The sequence below is a fragment of the Arthrobacter sp. Y3223166 genome (assembly GCF_059090935.1).
Genome location: NZ_JBNHGE010000003.1, coordinates 82,197 through 98,220 on the forward strand (window position 1 = coordinate 82,197; position 16,024 = coordinate 98,220).

A 16,024-nucleotide genomic window follows, 5' to 3' on the forward strand; every position below is an offset into this window, starting at 1 on the left:
GGCCCGATGGGTGCCGCCGGCCCCTGGCCGGGCCGCAGCCTATTTGGCTCCGTCCTGCTCCGGGTTGTCGGCCTTCAGCTGATCGAGCGGCGTGGCCTGGTCGACGCCGGCGGCTACTTCCGCTTCACGGACCTTGCGCCGCTTGTCCCGCCGCTTGTCGTTGAGCAGGCTGATGCCGGTTGCCACGAAGAACAACGCCAGCAAGGGGGCCGCCAGCAGGAACATGGACATGGCATCCGGGCCGGGGGCGGCCATCGCCGCCACCAGGCAGACCACGAACACCACGATCCGCCAGCTCTTGATCACGCGGCGGCCGGACAGCAGGCCGGCGAAATTCAGCCCCACCAACACCACGGGAAGCAGGAACGCGATGCCGAGGGAGAGGAACATCCGCATCACGAATGTGAGGTAGTCGGTGGCCAGGATCTGGTTCACGCCGCCTTCCGGCGTGAACATGGTCAGTACCTTGACGATCTCCGGGAGCACGATCCAGCCGAAGTAGATCCCGAGCAGGAACAGCGGCACGGCGGCGACCATGAAGCCGAGCGTGTAGCGGCGTTCCTTGGTCTTCAAGCCGGGCGTGATGAAGGCCCACACCTGGTAGATCCACACCGGGGAGCTGACCAGCAGCCCCAGGAAGATGGAGACCTGGATTTTCAGGTCGAACGGAGATCCGACACTGCCGTAGTTGATTTCCGCACGCCGGCCCTCTTCCGCCGAGATTTCCATCAGCGGTGCCTGGACGGCGACCATCACGGGGTCGTACAGGAACCAGCCGGCGACCGCGCCGAGCAGGACGGCAATGCCGGAAACGATGAGCCGGTTGCGGAGTTCTTTCAGATGGGCCTTGAGCGGCATCCGCCCCTCAGGGTTGGCCTTCCGGCCTTTCTTACCGGCCACGGCCCTTACTGCTGGTGCGGCGATGGGGATCCGCCGTTCGCATTCGGCTGCTGTCCGCGGTTGTCAGTGTTGTTCCGCGGCGGGTTGACCACGCGGCCCTCGACGGGTTCCGAGTCCGGGGCGGCGGTGGACGCGTCGTCGTCCTTCATCTGCTTCACCTCGGACTTGAAGATCCGCATGGACTGGCCCAGGCTCCGGGCAAGGCCCGGCAGCTTCGGTGCGCCAAAGAGCAGCAGCACAATGATCACCAGAATAATGATGGTCCAGGGGTTATCGAAGAGTCGTCCCATGCGTGGTTCCTTTCGTCTAGTCCATCCTATGCCATCGGCGGGTCAGGACAGCCGCAGATCGCGGAGGGACTGCCGCTGGCCGCGGGCGGCGCGCCGGGCGAACCTGCGCTGCCTCCGCTCCTCGCGCCTCCGCTCCTTGCCCTGGACGTATTCCTCCTTGAGTACCGTGGAGTCGGCGAAGAGTGCCAGCCGGGGGCGGTGCGGGTCGGCGGGCTGCCGTTCCGTCTGGAGTCCGCCGGCCAGCCGGTCGGCCGCCGCCTCGAATTCACGCAAAGTTCGCATGAACTGGCGGAAAATCCGCCAGCCGAGCAGGGCGATGAACACCAGGGCCAGCGCGCAAAGGGCAACCCAGAGAAGGATCCAGAACCAAAGGGGCATGCTGTCCACTCTAGCTTCCGGCCGAAGCCGGGGCCTCGCGGTAGGCCTCCAGCGCCTGCCGCAGCCATTCCCGGGTCTGGCCGGCCGCCTCCGCCGGTTCCAGCACGGCAACTTCGCCGCCGTGGCGTGCCGCCAGGCCGGGCAGCACAGCCGTGCTGGACAGCCGGATTTCGGCCGCGAGCGAACCGTCCGCAAGGACCGCGCGGCGCCGGGCATTGTATTGGTCGGCCAGTTCGGCCAGGCGCTCGGAGATCCGCAGGACCACCACCTGGTCCGTCTCCTGCGGGGTGAACAGGCTGTCGGGGAATTCGCTGCTCCGTTCGGCCGGCGGCTCAAAGTGCTCGGCGGTGGCGGCCAGGGAGCGCATGCGGTCTACCCGGAACTGCCGCACGGCCTGCTGGCGGTGGCACCAGGCCTCGGTGTACCAGTGGCCGTCCACGGCGAAGACCCGGAGCGGATCGATCCGGCGGTTCGTCATCTCATCCCGGGACGGCACGAGGTAGTCGATGTCCACGCTGCGCCGGGCGGCCGCGGCTTCCTGCAGCGCGAGCACCTCGGGCGTGCTGTCCTCGGCCGCCAGATCCGCGGCGATGGCCGTGTGGCGGGCGGCAACCCCGCCGGCCGCCGCCAACAGCTTGCTGAGCGCGCTGCGCAGGGCGGGCTGCTCCCCCACCCCGGGCACCGTCTCGAGGGCCTGCAGGCCGACCACCAGCGAGAGCGCCTCGTCCAGGCTCAGGCGCACCGGCTTGTCGATCTCGTCGGCGTTGTTGATGGAGATGGTGCCGTCTTCCCAGAAGGCTTCGATGAGCTGGTCCGGGCCGTAGCCGGGAGTCCCGCAGACGAACAGCAGGTTCAGGTCCTTGATCAGCTGGTTCTTGCTGATCTTGAACTTCTCGGCGGTGGCGTCCAGCGGCACCCCCGGATTCGCCGTGACGTAAGAGACCAGATCCAGCAGCCGCGGCAGATGGTCCAGGGACCCCGTCTTCCGTGCCGGCCGTGAGCTGTCCTCCAGCAGGGTGTACGACGGCGGTGCCTGGGTGGCGGCGGCCAGGGCGCCTTCCAGCCGGCGCACCACGGCGCCGCGCAGCTCGTCCGGACCCTGGACCAGGGCGTTGGCACCGTGCGAGGCAATTTCCTCCGCCAGCACCTCCGCGTCGCCGTAGCCAAGTGTGACGGCGTCCCAGCCCGCCGGCGGCCGGACGTCCTCGGCGGGTGCGGCGGCCGCACGCAGCGAGTTGGCCTTGTCCTGCCGGAGCAGGAGGACGGCGGTCCCGTTGTCCTCCGGCGCCTGCAGCCCGTCCAGCACCGTGCGCATGGCGAAGCCTTCCGGGATGCTGTAGGTCCCGTTCAGCTTCTTTATGGTGGAGGTGATCCTGGACAGCCGGAAGGTGCGCTGGGCGTCCCGGTCCAGGTCGCGGCCGGCCAGGTACCAGTGGCCGTAGCGGTTGCCCAGCCCCCAGGGCTCCACCCGCCGCGGCTGCGGCCGGCCGTCTTTGGGCGACCGGTAGTCGAAGGAGACCGGGGTGTGGTCCAACACCGCCTTGAGCAGCGGTTCGAAGGCCGGCTCCGCGGTGCGGATGCGCGGTTCCACCCCGATCAGTGGATCGCCGTCGGCCAGGGCTCCGTGCACGTCGAGCCGGCGGACGGCCCGGGCGGCTGCCGACCCCAGCGAGGCCTGCTGCCACAAGCGGGAGGCCAGCGAGAGCACCGCGCTCTCCCGGGCGGTGAAGTGGAGTTCCGGCAACCGGTACTTGTGCCGGTCGATCCGGTACCGCAGCCCGCTGTTGTCGTTTTCGTAGAGCGTGTCGTCCGGGAACGTCTCCACCGGGATGCCCATTTCCCGCAGGTCCTCTTTGTCCCGCTCGAACAGCCGGTTGAAGGCGTCGTCGCTGGTCGCCTCGCGATACGGCGGGATCAGCGCGCGCAGCTCTTCCTTGCTGTAGCCCCGGCGGCGTTCCAGCAGCGCGATCAGCAGGTTGAGGAGTCGTTCGGTCTTGGAGGCGGACATAGTTGAAACGTTACTGGCTGGAGGGTTTCGGGGCGAAGTCAACGCCGAAGGGGCGGAGTAACGATGAACTAACGTTCTCCGTCGCTCCGCCCCCGGCTGCCGGTCTGTGGGCTCAGCGGACGCCGAGCAGGTCCACCACGAAGATCAGCGATTCGCCCGGCGCGATCGCGGACCCGGCGCCGCGGTCGCCGTATGCGAGGTGCGCCGGGATCTCCAGCCGGCGGCGGCCGCCCACCTTCATGCCCAGCAGGCCCTGGTCCCAGCCCTGGATGACTTGGCCGACGCCAACGCGGAAGTCCAGCGGTGCGCCGCGGTTCCACGATGCGTCGAACTCTTCACCGGTGGACCAGGCGACGCCCACGTAGTGGGTGGACACGGTGTCGCCGGCCTTGGCCTCGGCGCCGTCTCCCACGATGATGTCTTCGATCACCAGGTCCTGCGGGGTTTCGGTCCCCGGGAAGTCGATCTCGGGTTTGGTGCGGTCGTATTCGCGCTTGCCAAAAGACATGCTGAACCTCTCTTGCTTGACGTGTATCTGGTGCTGCGTCGGCTACGTTACCGCACGGTGCGGCATCCCCTACCGGACGTCCGTAAGCTCCACATAGAAGATGAGGTCCCCCACGGCATCTCCCTGGCCCTGCACATAGGCCATCTCGGTGGGAATGGACAGCATGACCTTGGCACCTTCCTTCAGGCCGGTCAAACCCTTGGTCCAACCTTCGATGACTCGGTTGAGCGGGAACTCGGTGGCTTCCCCGCGGGAATAGCTGGAATCGAATTCGGTGCCCTTGGCCCAGTTCCATCCGGCGTAATTGGCCCTAACCGTGCTGGAAGCGGTGGCTTCCTTGCCCTTGCCTTCTTCGATGACCTTGACGATGAGGTTCTCCGGCGCGTCGTTGCCTTCAGGGATCTTGACCGAGGGGACGCCCTCGCCGTCGAGGGTGATCTCGGGAAGTTTGCCGGCCTTCTCCAGCTCGGCGACCTCGGCGGGACTTGCCTTGACGGCCTTGTCCTTGACATCCTCCACGGTCAGGACGAACAGTTGCGGGTTTTGCGCCGGCGCGGACGCGCCGGCGGTTTCCGGAGGCTGCAGGTAGTAAGCGATCTGGCTGCCCGGGTTGGAGCCCAGCAGAGCCCCGTACAGCGTCGGATCGGCAGCTTCCAGATCCTTGCTCAGTTCCACCGTCTGGTCCGCCAGGCCGGAGTAGGTCTCGACCAACTGTTCCCCGGTGACAGCGTCCTTGGCCAGCAGCCGGTAGCGGATCCACTGGCCCGCGGCAGCACCGTCCCCCTCGCCTTCGGTGATGACTTCGGCCCGGGATTCGGGCAGTTCCAGCGGCGCGGCGAATTCGACGGCGGGGGCGGCGCCTTCGGCGCCGGAGGTCACGGAGATGTCATCCAGGCTGTCCGAACCCGAATCGCCGTTGCCGCCGCACGCGGTGAGCAGCAGGGCGGCCGGCAGGAGGATGGAGAGTATTTTGCGCACAATCGACTTTCTTATCGCGGAACTTGCGGGCACGGGACATTCTCGCAGAGAAATCTGGTGATCCGCTTGGAATACGGGGCGGAGGTCACAAGGTGGCGAGCAGCGCCTCGACCCTGGGGTCCTCGCTTTTGAACGGATCCTTGCAGAGGATGGTCTGCTGGGAGCGGTCGTTGAGCTTCAGGTGGACCCAGTCGACCGTGAAGTCGCGGCCGTTTTCCCGGGCCGCGCGGACGAAGTCGCCGCGCAGCTTGGCGCGGGTGGTCTGCGGCGGCCGGTCCACGGCGTCCTTGACGTCCTGTTCCTCCACCACCCGGGCCACCTCCCCGCGTGCCTGCAGCAGGTGGTAGAGGCCGCGCCGGCTGGAGATGTCGTGGTAGGTCAGATCCACCTGCGCGATCCGCGGGTGATCCAGGTCGATGGCCTGGCGGTCCATGATCCGGTTGATCAGCCGCTTCTTGATGGCCCAGTCGATCTCCCGCTCGATGCCGCGGTGGTCGCCCGATTCGACGGCCGCCAGGGTCCGTTCCCACAAATCGAGGATGCGTTCCACGTGCGGGCTGTGTGCCCCGTTGGCCTGGACGAACCCGCGCGCCTTGGCCAGGTATTCCTGCTGCATGGCCAGCGCAGACATCTCCCGCCCGCTGGCCAGCTTCAGCGGCCTGCGGCCGGTCAGGTCGTGCGAGATGTCCCGGATGCTGCGGATCGGGTTTTCCAGCCGGAGGTCGCGCATGATGACCCCTGCTTCGATCATCCGCAGGAGCAGGTCCACCGTCCCGACCTTGAGCATGGTGGTGGACTCGGACATGTTTGAGTCGCCGTTGATGACATGCAGCCGCCGGTAGTACTCGGCGTCTGCGTGCGGTTCGTCCCTCGTGTTGATGATGGGCCGTGACCTGGTGGTGGCGGACGAGACGCCCTCCCAAATGTGGTCGGCGCGCTGGGAGAAGGCGAAGATGGAGCCGTTCTGCGTCTTGAGCACCTTGCCGGCGCCGACCAGGATCTGCCGCGTCACCAGGAACGGGATCATGATGTCGGCCAGCCGGGAGAATTCCAGTTTGCGCGGGATCAGGTAGTTTTCGTGGCTGCCGTAGGAATTCCCGGCAGAATCGGTGTTGTTCTTGAACAGGTAGACGCTGCCGCCGAAGCCCTCCCGCGCCAGGCGCTCCTGGGCTTCGTTCATCAGGTCTTCGAGGATCAGTTCCCCCGCCCGGTCCTGCGCCACCAGTTGGGCGACGTCGTCGCATTCCGCGGTCGCGTACTCGGGATGGGACCCGACGTCCAGGTACAGCCGGGACCCGTTGGTCAGGAACACGTTGGACGACCTGCCCCACGTGACCACCTTGCGGAAGAGGTAGCGGGCCACCTCTTCGGGCGAGAGCGGGCGCGAATCCGGCGCCGAATAGGAAATGCCGAATTCGGTCTCGATCCCGAAGATGCGTCGGTCCATGGCTAGCCGTCCATTCCCTCGCCTAATATCCGGTGCAGTTCAGCGGTCGGCAACCGGCGGAAGGCGCGCCGGCTCCCCCGGGTGGACAGCGGGTCGCGGTCCAAAACGGCGACTTCCAGGCCCTCGGGACGCAGTTCCCTGCCCTGCCCCGCGTCCTGCTCGCCGGTCCCGCCGGACAGGGCGGCCACCGCCGCCCGGACCGCGCCGGGAAAGTCCCGGTCCGCGGCCGGGTTGCCGCGCAGCCTCTCGCCCACCGCCTCGGCCGAACCACCCATCACCACGAAGCCGCGCTCGTCGGCGATGGACCCGTCGAAGGTCAGCCGGAACAGCCGGTCGTCGCCCGGCGTATCGCCGACCTCGGCGACGGCAAGCTCCACTTCGAACGGCTTGCTGTCGGCGGTGAACACGGCGCCCAGGCTTTGCGCGTACACGCTGGCGAGGCCGCGGCCGGTGACGTCATCCCGGTCGTAGGAGTAGCCGCGCACGTCGGCGTAGCGGACCCCGGCCTGGCGCAGGCTTTCGAACTCGTTGTATTTGCCGACCGCGGCGAACGCGATCCGGTCGTAGATTTCCCCGATCTTGTGCAGCGCCGGCGAGGGGTTTTCGGCGACCAGCGCGATTCCCTCGGAGCAGCTGAGCACCACCACGGAACGGCCCCGGGCGATGCCTTTCCGGGCGAAGTCCGCCCGGTCCTTCATCAGCTGTTCGGGCGAGACGTAGAACTGTTGCGTCATGCTCAGGCCTCCCGTCCGGCCGCGGCCCGCGCTCCGATGACGGCCTCGGACGTGGCGGCGAGTTCCCGGTCCGGGATCCGGCGGGCGCCGGCGGCGTTGACGGTGTAGATCACTGGCCACACCTGCCGGACGGCATCCGGTCCCCCGGTCGCCGAGTCGTCGTCGGCGGCGTCGTACAGGGCTTCGACGGCCACCCGGACCGCTGCCGCCTCCTCCAGGTTCGGCTGCCAGAGCTTCTTCAGCGCCCCGCGGGCAAAGACCGACCCGGACCCCACGCTGTGATGCTCCTGCTCCTCATAGCGTCCGCCCGTGACATCGTAGGAGAACAGCCGGCCAACCCGCCGCTCGGCATCGAATCCGGCGAAGAGCGGAATGACTGCGAGGCCCTGCATCGCCATGGGCAGATTCGACCGGATCATCGCGCCCAACCGGTTGGCCTTGCCGTCGAGGCTGAGCAGCGTGCCTTCGATCTTCTCGTAGTGCTCGAGTTCCACCTGGAAGAGCCGCGTGATGTCCAGGGCGATGCCGGCGGTGCCGGCGATGCCCAGCAGCGAATGGGAATCGGCCGGAAAGACCTTTTCAATGTGCCGGCTGGCAATCAGGTTGCCCATGGTTGCCCGCCGGTCGCCGGCCATCAGCACGCCGCCGGCGAACGTCATCGACACGATGGTGGTGCCGTGGGGCACCATCGGTGCCGCCCCCGCCGGCAGCTGCTGGGCCCCCCGGGCGCCCGGCAGCAGATCCGGGGCGGTGCGCGCCAGATACTCGCTGAAGGAGGCGGTGGCTGAATGGGAAATGTGGGCGAAAACCGAGCCCGGACCGCCGGCCGGCATGTCCATCAATTACTGGCCGCCCTTCTGCACGAAACCGCGCACGAATTCTTCCGCGTTCTGTTCCAGCACGCCGTCGATCTCGTCCAGCAGATCATCCGTGCCTTCGGTCTCGGCCTGCGCGGCCGGTGCGGCGGCAGGCTCGGGCGTGGGCTCGTCGTCGTACTCTTCGTCGTCGCGGCGCGAGTCCACGTTCTTGCGGTCCTGGGTTGCCATGATGGCCTCCTTCTGGTGGGACGATCGACTCTGTCCTAGTGCTTATGTTGCCACGTGGGGCTCGTCCGCGGGGCCCAGCAACGCCGTGATGAAGTCCTCTGCCGACGAAGCTTCCTCGAAGAGCCTGCCGGTCAGTGCGCGGTTGCCGCGCAACGGCTCGCGGGTGGGGATGCGCTGCAGCCGGCGCCGGTCGGGAAGATCGAAAATCACCGAGTCCCAGCTGGCCCCGACGACCTCGCGGGGGAAGTGTTGAATGCACTTCCCGCGGAAGTAGGCCCTGGTGTCCTCGGGCGGCTCGCCCACGGCGGCGTCGATCTGTGCGTCCGAGAGCAACCGGCGGATCCGGCCGCGTGCGGCCAGGCGGTGGTAGAGGCCCTTCTCGGGCCGCACGTCGGCATATTGCAGGTCGATGAGGCCCAGGCGCGGGTCGCCCCACTCCATGCCGTCCCGGTCCCGGTAGGCCTGCAGCAGTTTGAGCTTGGCCACCCAATCCAGCTGGTCGGCGGCGTCCATCGGGTCCCGGCGGAGCGTGTCCAGCACCGCAGCCCAGCGCCGCAGCACGTCCGCGGTCTGGCCGCTGTCGGTCCCGTGCCGGCGGCAATGCTCCACCGCTGCCTGCAGGTAGATCTCCTGCAGGTCCAGGCCGGTGACCATGCTGCCGTCCTTGAGCGGTACCTTCTGCTGCAGGGAGGGGTCGTGGCTGATCGCCTGCAGCGCCTGCACGGGGTCGGCCAGCTGGACGTCCGGTACCTCGCCGTGTTCGATCATCGACAGCACGACGGAGGTGGTGCCCATCTTCAAAAAAATCGACACCTCGCTCAGATTCGCGTCGCCGATGATCACGTGCAGCCGCCGGTACTTGTCCGCGATCGCGTGCGGTTCGTCCCGGGTGTTGATGATGGGCCGCCGGATGGTGGTCTCCAACCCCACTTCGGCCTCGAAGAAGTCCGCGCGCTGGCTGACCTGGTAGCCAGGGGTGCGGCCGTTGCTGCCCAGCCCCACCCGCCCGGCACCGCACACGACCTGCCGGGACACGAAAAACGGAATCAAGCCGGTGACAATCCGGTTGAACGGCACGCTGCGCGGCATCAGGTAGTTCTCGTGCGCGCCGTAGGAGACCGACTTGTTGTCGGTGTTGTTCTTGTACAGGTTCACCGGCGAGAATCCCGGCGTGGCGGCGATCCTGCGCATCGCGGCGAGCACGACGGCATCGCCCGCCTTGTCCCAGCGCACCGCATCCAGCGGGTTGGTCACCTCGGGCGAGGAATATTCCGGATGGGCGTGGTCCACGTACAGCCGGGCCCCGTTGCTGAGCACCATGTTCATGAGCACGCCGGAGGATTCGTCCGTGTAGAACTCGTTGCCGGCCGCGCGGCCGCCGGCCAGCGCTATCTGCTCGGCGTCGAGGATCGGCGGGACATCGGTGAGCTGGGAAGGGTCCGCCTGGTCACGCGACAGGTCGAATCCGCGGGCATCGTGCAGCGGCTCCTCGTCGGTGTAATCCCACCGGGTGCCGGCCAGGTTCCCCAGGCCCTTCCGCATGGTCGCCGCGTACGCGTTGATCACCTGCGAGGAGAGCACCGTGGAGTTGGCCAGGGGTTCGCCGGGAGCATGGATGCCATACTCCGTCTCCGAACCCATCACGCGATAGACGCTCACAGGTACTGCCCGGTGTTGGACATCGTTTCGATGGCCTTGCCGGCCTCCTGCCCGGCCTTGCCCTGCACGATCGTGCGGATGTAGGTGATCCGTTCGCCCTTCTTGCCGGAAATCCGGGCCCAGTCGTCCGGATTGGTGGTGTTGGGGAGGTCCTCGTGCTCGCGGAATTCGTCCACCACGGCGCTGAGCAGATGCTCGATCCGCAGGCCCTTCTGCTGGTTGGTCAGCAGGTCCTTGATGGCGTTCTTCTTGGCCCGGTCCACCACGTTCTGGATGACGGCGCCGGAATTGAAGTCCTTGAAGTAGAGCATTTCCGTGTCGCCGCTGGCGTAGGTGACTTCCAGGTACTCGTTCGACTTGTCGGTGGAGTACATTTCCTCGACCGTGCGCTGGATCATCGCGTCGATGGTCGCCTTGCGGTCCTGCCCGTGCTCAGCGAGGTCCTCGGCATGGATGGGGAGGTTGGTGGTGAGGTACTTGGCGAAGATGTCCGCGGCCGCCTCGGCGTCCGGCCGGTGGATCTTGATCTTCACGTCCAGCCGGCCGGGGCGCAGGATGGCCGGGTCGATCATGTCCTCGCGGTTGGAGGCGCCGATGACGATGACGTTCTCCAGCTTCTCGACGCCGTCGATCTCGGACAGCAGCTGCGGCACGATGGTCGTTTCGACGTCGGACGAGACGCCGGTGCCGCGGGTGCGGAACAGCGAATCCATTTCGTCGAAGAAGACCACCACCGGGCTGCCGTCGGATGCCTTCTCGCGTGCCCGGGCGAAAATCAGCCGGATGTGCCGCTCGGTCTCGCCCACGTACTTGTCCAGCAGTTCCGGTCCCTTGATGTTCAGGAAGTAGCTGCGGGTGTCCGTGCCGCTGCGCTCGATGGCCTTGGCGGCCAGCGAGTTGGCCACGGCCTTGGCGATCAGCGTCTTGCCGCAGCCGGGAGGGCCATAGAGCAGGATGCCCTTGGGGGCCTTCAGGCCGTGCTCGCGGTAGAGGTCGGGATGCAGGAAGGGAAGCTCGACGGCGTCGCGGATCTGGTCGATCTGCGGTCCCAGGCCGCCGATGTCCTCGTAGGAGATGTCCGGCACCTCCTCGAGGATGAGGTTCTCCACCTCGCTGCGTGGAATCTTCTCCAGCGCGTAACCGCTGCGGGCGTCGATGGACACGGCGTCGCCGACCCGGAGCCGTTCGGTCCGCAGGGCGCCGGACAGTTTGACGACCCGTTCCTCGTCGGCGCGTCCGACCACCAGGACGCGGTCACCGTCGAGCATTTCCTTGATGGTGACCAGTTCGCCGGAGCGCTCGAAGCCGAGCGCGGCGATCACTGTGAGCGACTCGTTGAGCAGGACCTCCTGGCCGGGGGCGAGGTGGTCCATCTTTACCAGGGGGCTGACCGCGACGCGCAGCTTGCGCCCGGACTGCACGATGTCGACGCTCTCCTGCACCACGGCAGCGTTGCTCGTGCCGGGCCGCGGCCGTTGCGCCTTGTTAACCTGGGTGATGGTCGCGAAGCTGAAGGGGGTTTCGCCGTCGCGTTCGAGGGCGGACTTAAGCCGGACAATCTCGCTCTTCGCGGTCTCGAGCGTGGAGACGAGGCGGGAATTGTTTTGGGTGGCCGCGGCCAACTGCTTGTCCAGGTGGCGGAGTTTGTCGCGCAGGACGTTGATCTGGCGCTGGGCGACCGTCAACGCGTCACGCGGGTCGTCCTGCCGTTCAGCCGGTGCCGGTTGGTTGTTCTGGTTCTGGTCGTTCATCACCGCGACCTGCTTCCGTGATCGGTTCCTTCCCTAGACACTAACCGGCCCCCGCGCCGGCTGCACCTGTCTACGAAAGAAAACGCCAAACCGAGACATCTTGTTCCGATGCCCCCGCGGAAGCGGCCCGCGTCCCGCCCTCAGTCGGTTTCGGGGTTGATGTCCTTGAACGCTCCGCGCTGCACGGTGGAGGCGGCATCCTTGGCAGCGCGGCGCAGCCGGCGGTCGGACACGGTCCGCTCCCCCAGTGCCTCGGCATTCCAATCGTCCTCGTCGCCGGTCCACGCCTGCACGTCCTCGGCGGCGAAGCCGGTCTTGGACGGACGACGCTTGGGCGTCAGGCCCGTCTCGCCGCCGGCCAGCCGGCGGGCCGTGAGCAGGAAACCGGTGTGCGCCACCATGCGGTGGTCGGGCCGGACGGCCAGGCCCTCCAGGTGCCAGCCGCGGACCATCGACTCCCAGCCGTCGGGCTCGGTGAACCGGCCGTCGGCCCGGATCGCCTCGGCAGTACGTGACAATTGCGTAACGGTCGCGACGTAGCTGATCCAGACGCCGCCGGGCGCCAGCACCGTCGCCACCGCGTCCAGGCACTCCCACGGCGCCAGCATGTCCAGCACCACCCGGTCCACGCTGCCGGGTTCCTCGGCTTTGACGACTTCGTCCTGGAAATCTCCCAGCGAGATCTGCCAGGCGGGGTGCGGTCCGCCGAAGAACGTTTCCACGTTGCCGCGGGCAACGTCGGCAAATTCCTCGCGCCGCTCGAACGAGTGCAGCCGTCCGCCGTCGCCCACGGCGCGCAGCAGCGATATGCTCAGGGCACCCGAACCGACCCCGGCCTCCACCACCCGGGCGCCCGGGAAGATGTCCGCCATGGTCACGATCTGGGCGGCGTCCTTGGGGTAGACCACGGCGGCGCCGCGCGGCATGGAGAGCACGAAGTCCGAAAGCAGCGGGCGCAGGGCCTGGTACCGGTGGCCCACCGTGTTTGCCACGACCGTGCCCTCTTGCCGTCCGATCACCTCGTCATGCGGCAGGAAGCCCTTGTGCGTATGGAACGCGCCACCGGGCGTCAGGGTGATGGTGTTCATCCGGCCCTTTTCGTCCGTGAGCTGGACCCGTTCCCCGGGCCGGAACGGCCCGCGTCGCTGGTCGGCGCCGTGCGCGCTGGTGGTGGAGCTCATGCGTGGGATCACTTCCGGTCGTTGTGTGTGCGGCCGCGGCGGTGTGTGCCGGGCCGGTTCGTCGATTGTATTCCGGCCGGCGGCCGGGTTCCCGGCGCCGACCGGCGGGATCAGAGCCTGCCGGCCTTGCCGGTGATGGCGCGGACCACCGTGCTTTGCTGGAGCACCCCGGTGACGCGGCCCTCGCCGTCGATCACGGCGTACTCGCTGCCGGCCAGCCGGGCCAGGTACTGCACCAGCTCCTGGCCGGCAGCCGCCTCCGGCACGTAGGCCCCCGGCGCCAGAGCCCGGGAGACGGCCGCGGCGGGAGTCCGGGGGGCGGCCGGCGGCGGCACCTGCTCCAGCGCCGTGGGGTCCACGACTGCTTCGGGCTGGCCGGTCGCGGCGGTGAGCACCACGGAGAGCCCGGGGTGCCCCTGGATCAGCTGCCGCACCTGGTCCACCGTGGCGGTGGCGGGCAGCGACGCGGCCGGAAGCTTGAGCTGCCCGGCGCTGACGGACGGCAGCCGCAAGCGCATCCGGGCGTGCGAGATGGCCGAGCTGGCGCCCATCCAGAGGAAACCGCACACCAGCACCATGAGCACCACCAGCTGGAGGTCCGGCGTGCCGCCCCGCAGCAACGGGACGCCGATCACGCCGATCACCAGCAGCACCACGATGGCGCGGCCGGCCCAGCCCGCCGCCACGGTCCCCTTTTCCTGGCTGCCGGTCGCCTTCCAGACGGCGGTCTCCACCAGACGCCCGCCGTCCAACGGGAGCCCCGGAAGGATATTGAAGACGGCCACCAGGAAGTTGGCCCAGATGAAGATGTCGGTCAGCAGGAACGGAATCGGTTCGCCGCGGAACAGCGGCAGGACGAGCATGCCGGCGCCGGCCAGCGCGAAGTTGGCCACGGGCCCGGACAAGGCCACCAGCAGGGACTTGCCCGGCGTGGCGTTGAAGTTGTCGAACTGGGTGTGGCCGCCCCAGAGATTGAGCACGATCTTGGCCGACGGCCACCGGAAGGTCCGGGCGGTCAGGGCGTGGGCGAGTTCGTGCACCAGCACCGAGAACAGCAGCAGCAGCGCGTAACCGAACGCCACGGCGTACGCTCCCACGCCGATCTCCGGCATCAGGCGCTGCACCTGGGGGCCGAAGATCAGCACGATGAAGGCGGCGATCACGAACCAGGACCAGGCCAGGACCACCGGGACGCCGAACATGCGGCCCAGGGGAATGCCTTCGCTGCGTTCCTTTTCCTCGGCCGGCCGGGGGGTTTGCGTGCTCATACTCCTGCTTCCTGGGCGGCGCCCACCAGGACGCCCTCCACGTCCGCCAGGCCCTTTCCGGCCAGGCTGTCCCAGTGCGGGCGCCCCGGTACCGGCGGAACGGGCACGACGTGTGGGATGGCCACGGTCACGAGGCCGGCGGCTTCGGCGGAGGCAACCCCGGGAACCGAGTCTTCCAGCGCCACGACGTACTGCTTGTCGGCGCCGGGCAGGTGGCCGCTGAGCCAGTCGAAGGCCTGCTGGTACGGTTCCGGGTCCGGCTTGCCGCGCGTGACCATGTCACCGGTGACGACGTGGCGGAAGCTGCCCTCGGGCAGCGCCCTGACCACTTCGGCGGCGAGCTTGGTCTCGCTCATGGTCACCAGGACCGACGGAATGCCTGCCCCGGCCAGCTCCGCGAGCAACTCCCGTGCGCCGGGGCGCCACGGGATGCGCCCGCGGACGCGTTCGGTCACGGCGTCGATCAGCCGGTCGACAATCTCGCGGATGCCCAGTTCGACGCCGGCCTGCTGCAGCACGGCGGCGGATGTCTCCAGCGCATTGCCCACCAGCTTTTTGCCCAGTTCGTCGTCCCACACCCCGCCGAACGAAGCAACCAATTCGGTTTCGGCTTCGATCCAGTACGGCTCGGTGTCGACGAGCGTTCCGTCCATGTCCCAGAAAACGGCCTGCAGGCCGGACGACGGATGGCTGGACGCAGCGGGGGAAGGGGAAATTTCGGGCATGCATCCAGTCTACGGGCCCTTCCTGCCCGGCCCCGGCATCGGCCCCATCACGGGCTCCGGCACGGGGCTACGGCACCGGAATCGGGGGCTATGCTGGGCGCGAATCGAATGTCGGCTCACTGACAAGCCGTGCCGGGAGGATTAGGGTGAAACCGTGAGTACTCAGGACAGTGGCGACCTGCCCACGGAAGGCGACGGCGAGCAGCGCGGTTTGCACTTGCTGTTCCCGCAGACGAAGCCCGGCGAGACACCGCGGCGTTATACCGTGATGCTGGCTGCATTCGAAGGCTGGAACGATGCCGGCGAAGCCGCCACGGACGCCGTCAAGTACCTGAGCCGGCTCTGGGACAGCCACAAGGTGGCCACGGTGGACCCGGATCTTTATTACGACTTCCAGTTCACCCGGCCGGTGGTGCACCGCACCGCCTCCGGGGAACGCCGGATCAAATGGCCGACGACGAAACTGACGCGCAGCAGCATCCCGGGCAGCCGGCTGGACATTATCTTTGTACACGGGGTGGAGCCGTCCTACCGCTGGCGGGCGTACACCGCGGAACTGTTGGCCCACGCCGAAGAGCTGGGCGTGGACTGCATCATCCTGGTAGGCGCCCTCTTGGCCGACGTGCCGCACACGCGTCCCATTCCCGTCACGGTCACCAGCGACGACGACGACGTCCGCCGCGCCCTGAATACCGAGTCCAGCCAGTACGAAGGCCCCACCGGAATCGTCGGAGTGTTGTCCGATGTCGCCTCGCTGGCCGGCATTCCCACGATGTCCGTCTGGGCCGCGGTGCCGCACTACGTGGGACAGTCGCCCTCCCCCAAGGCCGAGCTTGCTTTGCTGCACCGGCTGGAGGACATCCTGCAGGTCCCGCTGGAAGTGTCCGTCCTGAGCGAAGAAGCCGAAGCGTGGGAGCGCGGCGTGGACGAACTTGCCACCGAGGATCCGGAAGTCGCCGCCTACGTGCGGCAGCTGGAGGAGGCCAAGGACACGGCCGAGCTGCCGGAGGCAACCGGGGAATCCATCGCCCGCGAATTCGAGCGCTACCTCAAAAAGCGCGGTAAAGAGTAGGGGCCTCCACGGGAACCACACGCCGCTTAGCCGGTTGGGGCGGGCCCTGTCGTGTCGACTTCGTCGCCACGCCGGGTCC

At 67.8% G+C, this 16,024-nt stretch carries 16 protein-coding genes; 1 reads left to right on the plus strand and 15 read right to left on the minus strand.

The window, feature by feature from the left end; genetic code table 11:
• Positions 1-39 precede the first annotated feature (39 nt).
• From tatC to AC5RUH_RS03080, 15 genes are all read right to left on the minus strand, one after another.
• A complete protein-coding gene (gene tatC / locus AC5RUH_RS03010; protein WP_493999725.1) occupies positions 40-900 on the minus strand; it encodes a twin-arginine translocase subunit TatC in 861 nt (286 codons plus the stop codon).
• 5 nt (positions 901-905) lie between these two features.
• Entirely contained in the window at positions 906-1,190 is a 285-nt protein-coding gene (gene tatA / locus AC5RUH_RS03015; protein ID WP_493999724.1) for a Sec-independent protein translocase subunit TatA, read from the minus strand.
• A gap of 42 nt (positions 1,191-1,232) precedes the next feature.
• Positions 1,233-1,568, minus strand: coding sequence for a hypothetical protein (locus AC5RUH_RS03020; RefSeq protein ID WP_494013990.1), 336 nt, complete (start codon positions 1,566-1,568; stop codon positions 1,233-1,235).
• Positions 1,569-1,578: 10 nt separating this feature from the next.
• Positions 1,579-3,576, minus strand: coding sequence for a helix-turn-helix transcriptional regulator (locus tag AC5RUH_RS03025; protein ID WP_494074492.1), 1,998 nt, complete (start codon positions 3,574-3,576; stop codon positions 1,579-1,581).
• A 112-nt stretch (positions 3,577-3,688) separates the two neighbouring features.
• Entirely contained in the window at positions 3,689-4,084 is a 396-nt protein-coding gene (locus AC5RUH_RS03030; protein ID WP_493978452.1) for an FKBP-type peptidyl-prolyl cis-trans isomerase, read from the minus strand.
• A 69-nt stretch (positions 4,085-4,153) separates the two neighbouring features.
• Positions 4,154-5,062 (minus strand): FKBP-type peptidyl-prolyl cis-trans isomerase, encoded by a 909-nt coding sequence (locus AC5RUH_RS03035; protein WP_494074493.1) that lies wholly within the window; start codon positions 5,060-5,062, stop codon positions 4,154-4,156.
• Between the two features lie 85 nt (positions 5,063-5,147).
• The gene (gene pafA / locus AC5RUH_RS03040) at positions 5,148-6,509 is read right to left on the minus strand and encodes a Pup--protein ligase (protein ID WP_494013987.1); all 1,362 of its coding nucleotides are present in this window, start codon (positions 6,507-6,509) and stop codon (positions 5,148-5,150) included.
• Between the two features lie 2 nt (positions 6,510-6,511).
• A complete protein-coding gene (gene prcA, locus AC5RUH_RS03045) occupies positions 6,512-7,243 on the minus strand; it encodes a proteasome subunit alpha (RefSeq protein WP_494049943.1) in 732 nt (243 codons plus the stop codon).
• Between the two features lie 2 nt (positions 7,244-7,245).
• On the minus strand, positions 7,246-8,082 hold the full coding sequence (gene prcB / locus AC5RUH_RS03050; protein WP_494074542.1) for a proteasome subunit beta: 837 nt from the start codon (positions 8,080-8,082) through the stop codon (positions 7,246-7,248).
• Positions 8,083-8,085: 3 nt separating this feature from the next.
• A complete protein-coding gene (locus AC5RUH_RS03055; RefSeq protein WP_493978456.1) occupies positions 8,086-8,289 on the minus strand; it encodes a ubiquitin-like protein Pup in 204 nt (67 codons plus the stop codon).
• 42 nt (positions 8,290-8,331) lie between these two features.
• Complete coding sequence (gene dop / locus AC5RUH_RS03060) at positions 8,332-9,930, minus strand: depupylase/deamidase Dop (RefSeq protein ID WP_494014131.1); 1,599 nt, start codon at positions 9,928-9,930, stop codon at positions 8,332-8,334.
• Between the two features lie 14 nt (positions 9,931-9,944).
• Positions 9,945-11,633, minus strand: a complete 1,689-nt coding sequence (arc, locus tag AC5RUH_RS03065) for a proteasome ATPase (protein WP_493978557.1) — start codon at positions 11,631-11,633, stop codon at positions 9,945-9,947.
• A gap of 206 nt (positions 11,634-11,839) precedes the next feature.
• Positions 11,840-12,880, minus strand: coding sequence for a tRNA (adenine-N1)-methyltransferase (locus tag AC5RUH_RS03070; RefSeq protein WP_494074494.1), 1,041 nt, complete (start codon positions 12,878-12,880; stop codon positions 11,840-11,842).
• Between the two features lie 110 nt (positions 12,881-12,990).
• Entirely contained in the window at positions 12,991-14,148 is a 1,158-nt protein-coding gene (locus AC5RUH_RS03075; RefSeq protein ID WP_494074495.1) for a site-2 protease family protein, read from the minus strand.
• Positions 14,145-14,873: an HAD family hydrolase gene (locus AC5RUH_RS03080; protein ID WP_494074496.1), complete on the minus strand. Its 729-nt coding sequence runs from the start codon at positions 14,871-14,873 to the stop codon at positions 14,145-14,147. The genes AC5RUH_RS03075 and AC5RUH_RS03080 overlap by 4 nt, the downstream gene beginning before the upstream one ends.
• 211 nt (positions 14,874-15,084) lie before the next feature.
• Between AC5RUH_RS03080 and AC5RUH_RS03085 the strand changes: the two genes are divergently transcribed.
• Complete coding sequence (locus AC5RUH_RS03085; protein ID WP_494001254.1) at positions 15,085-15,945, plus strand: PAC2 family protein; 861 nt, start codon at positions 15,085-15,087, stop codon at positions 15,943-15,945.
• Positions 15,946-16,024: the final 79 nt, after the last annotated feature.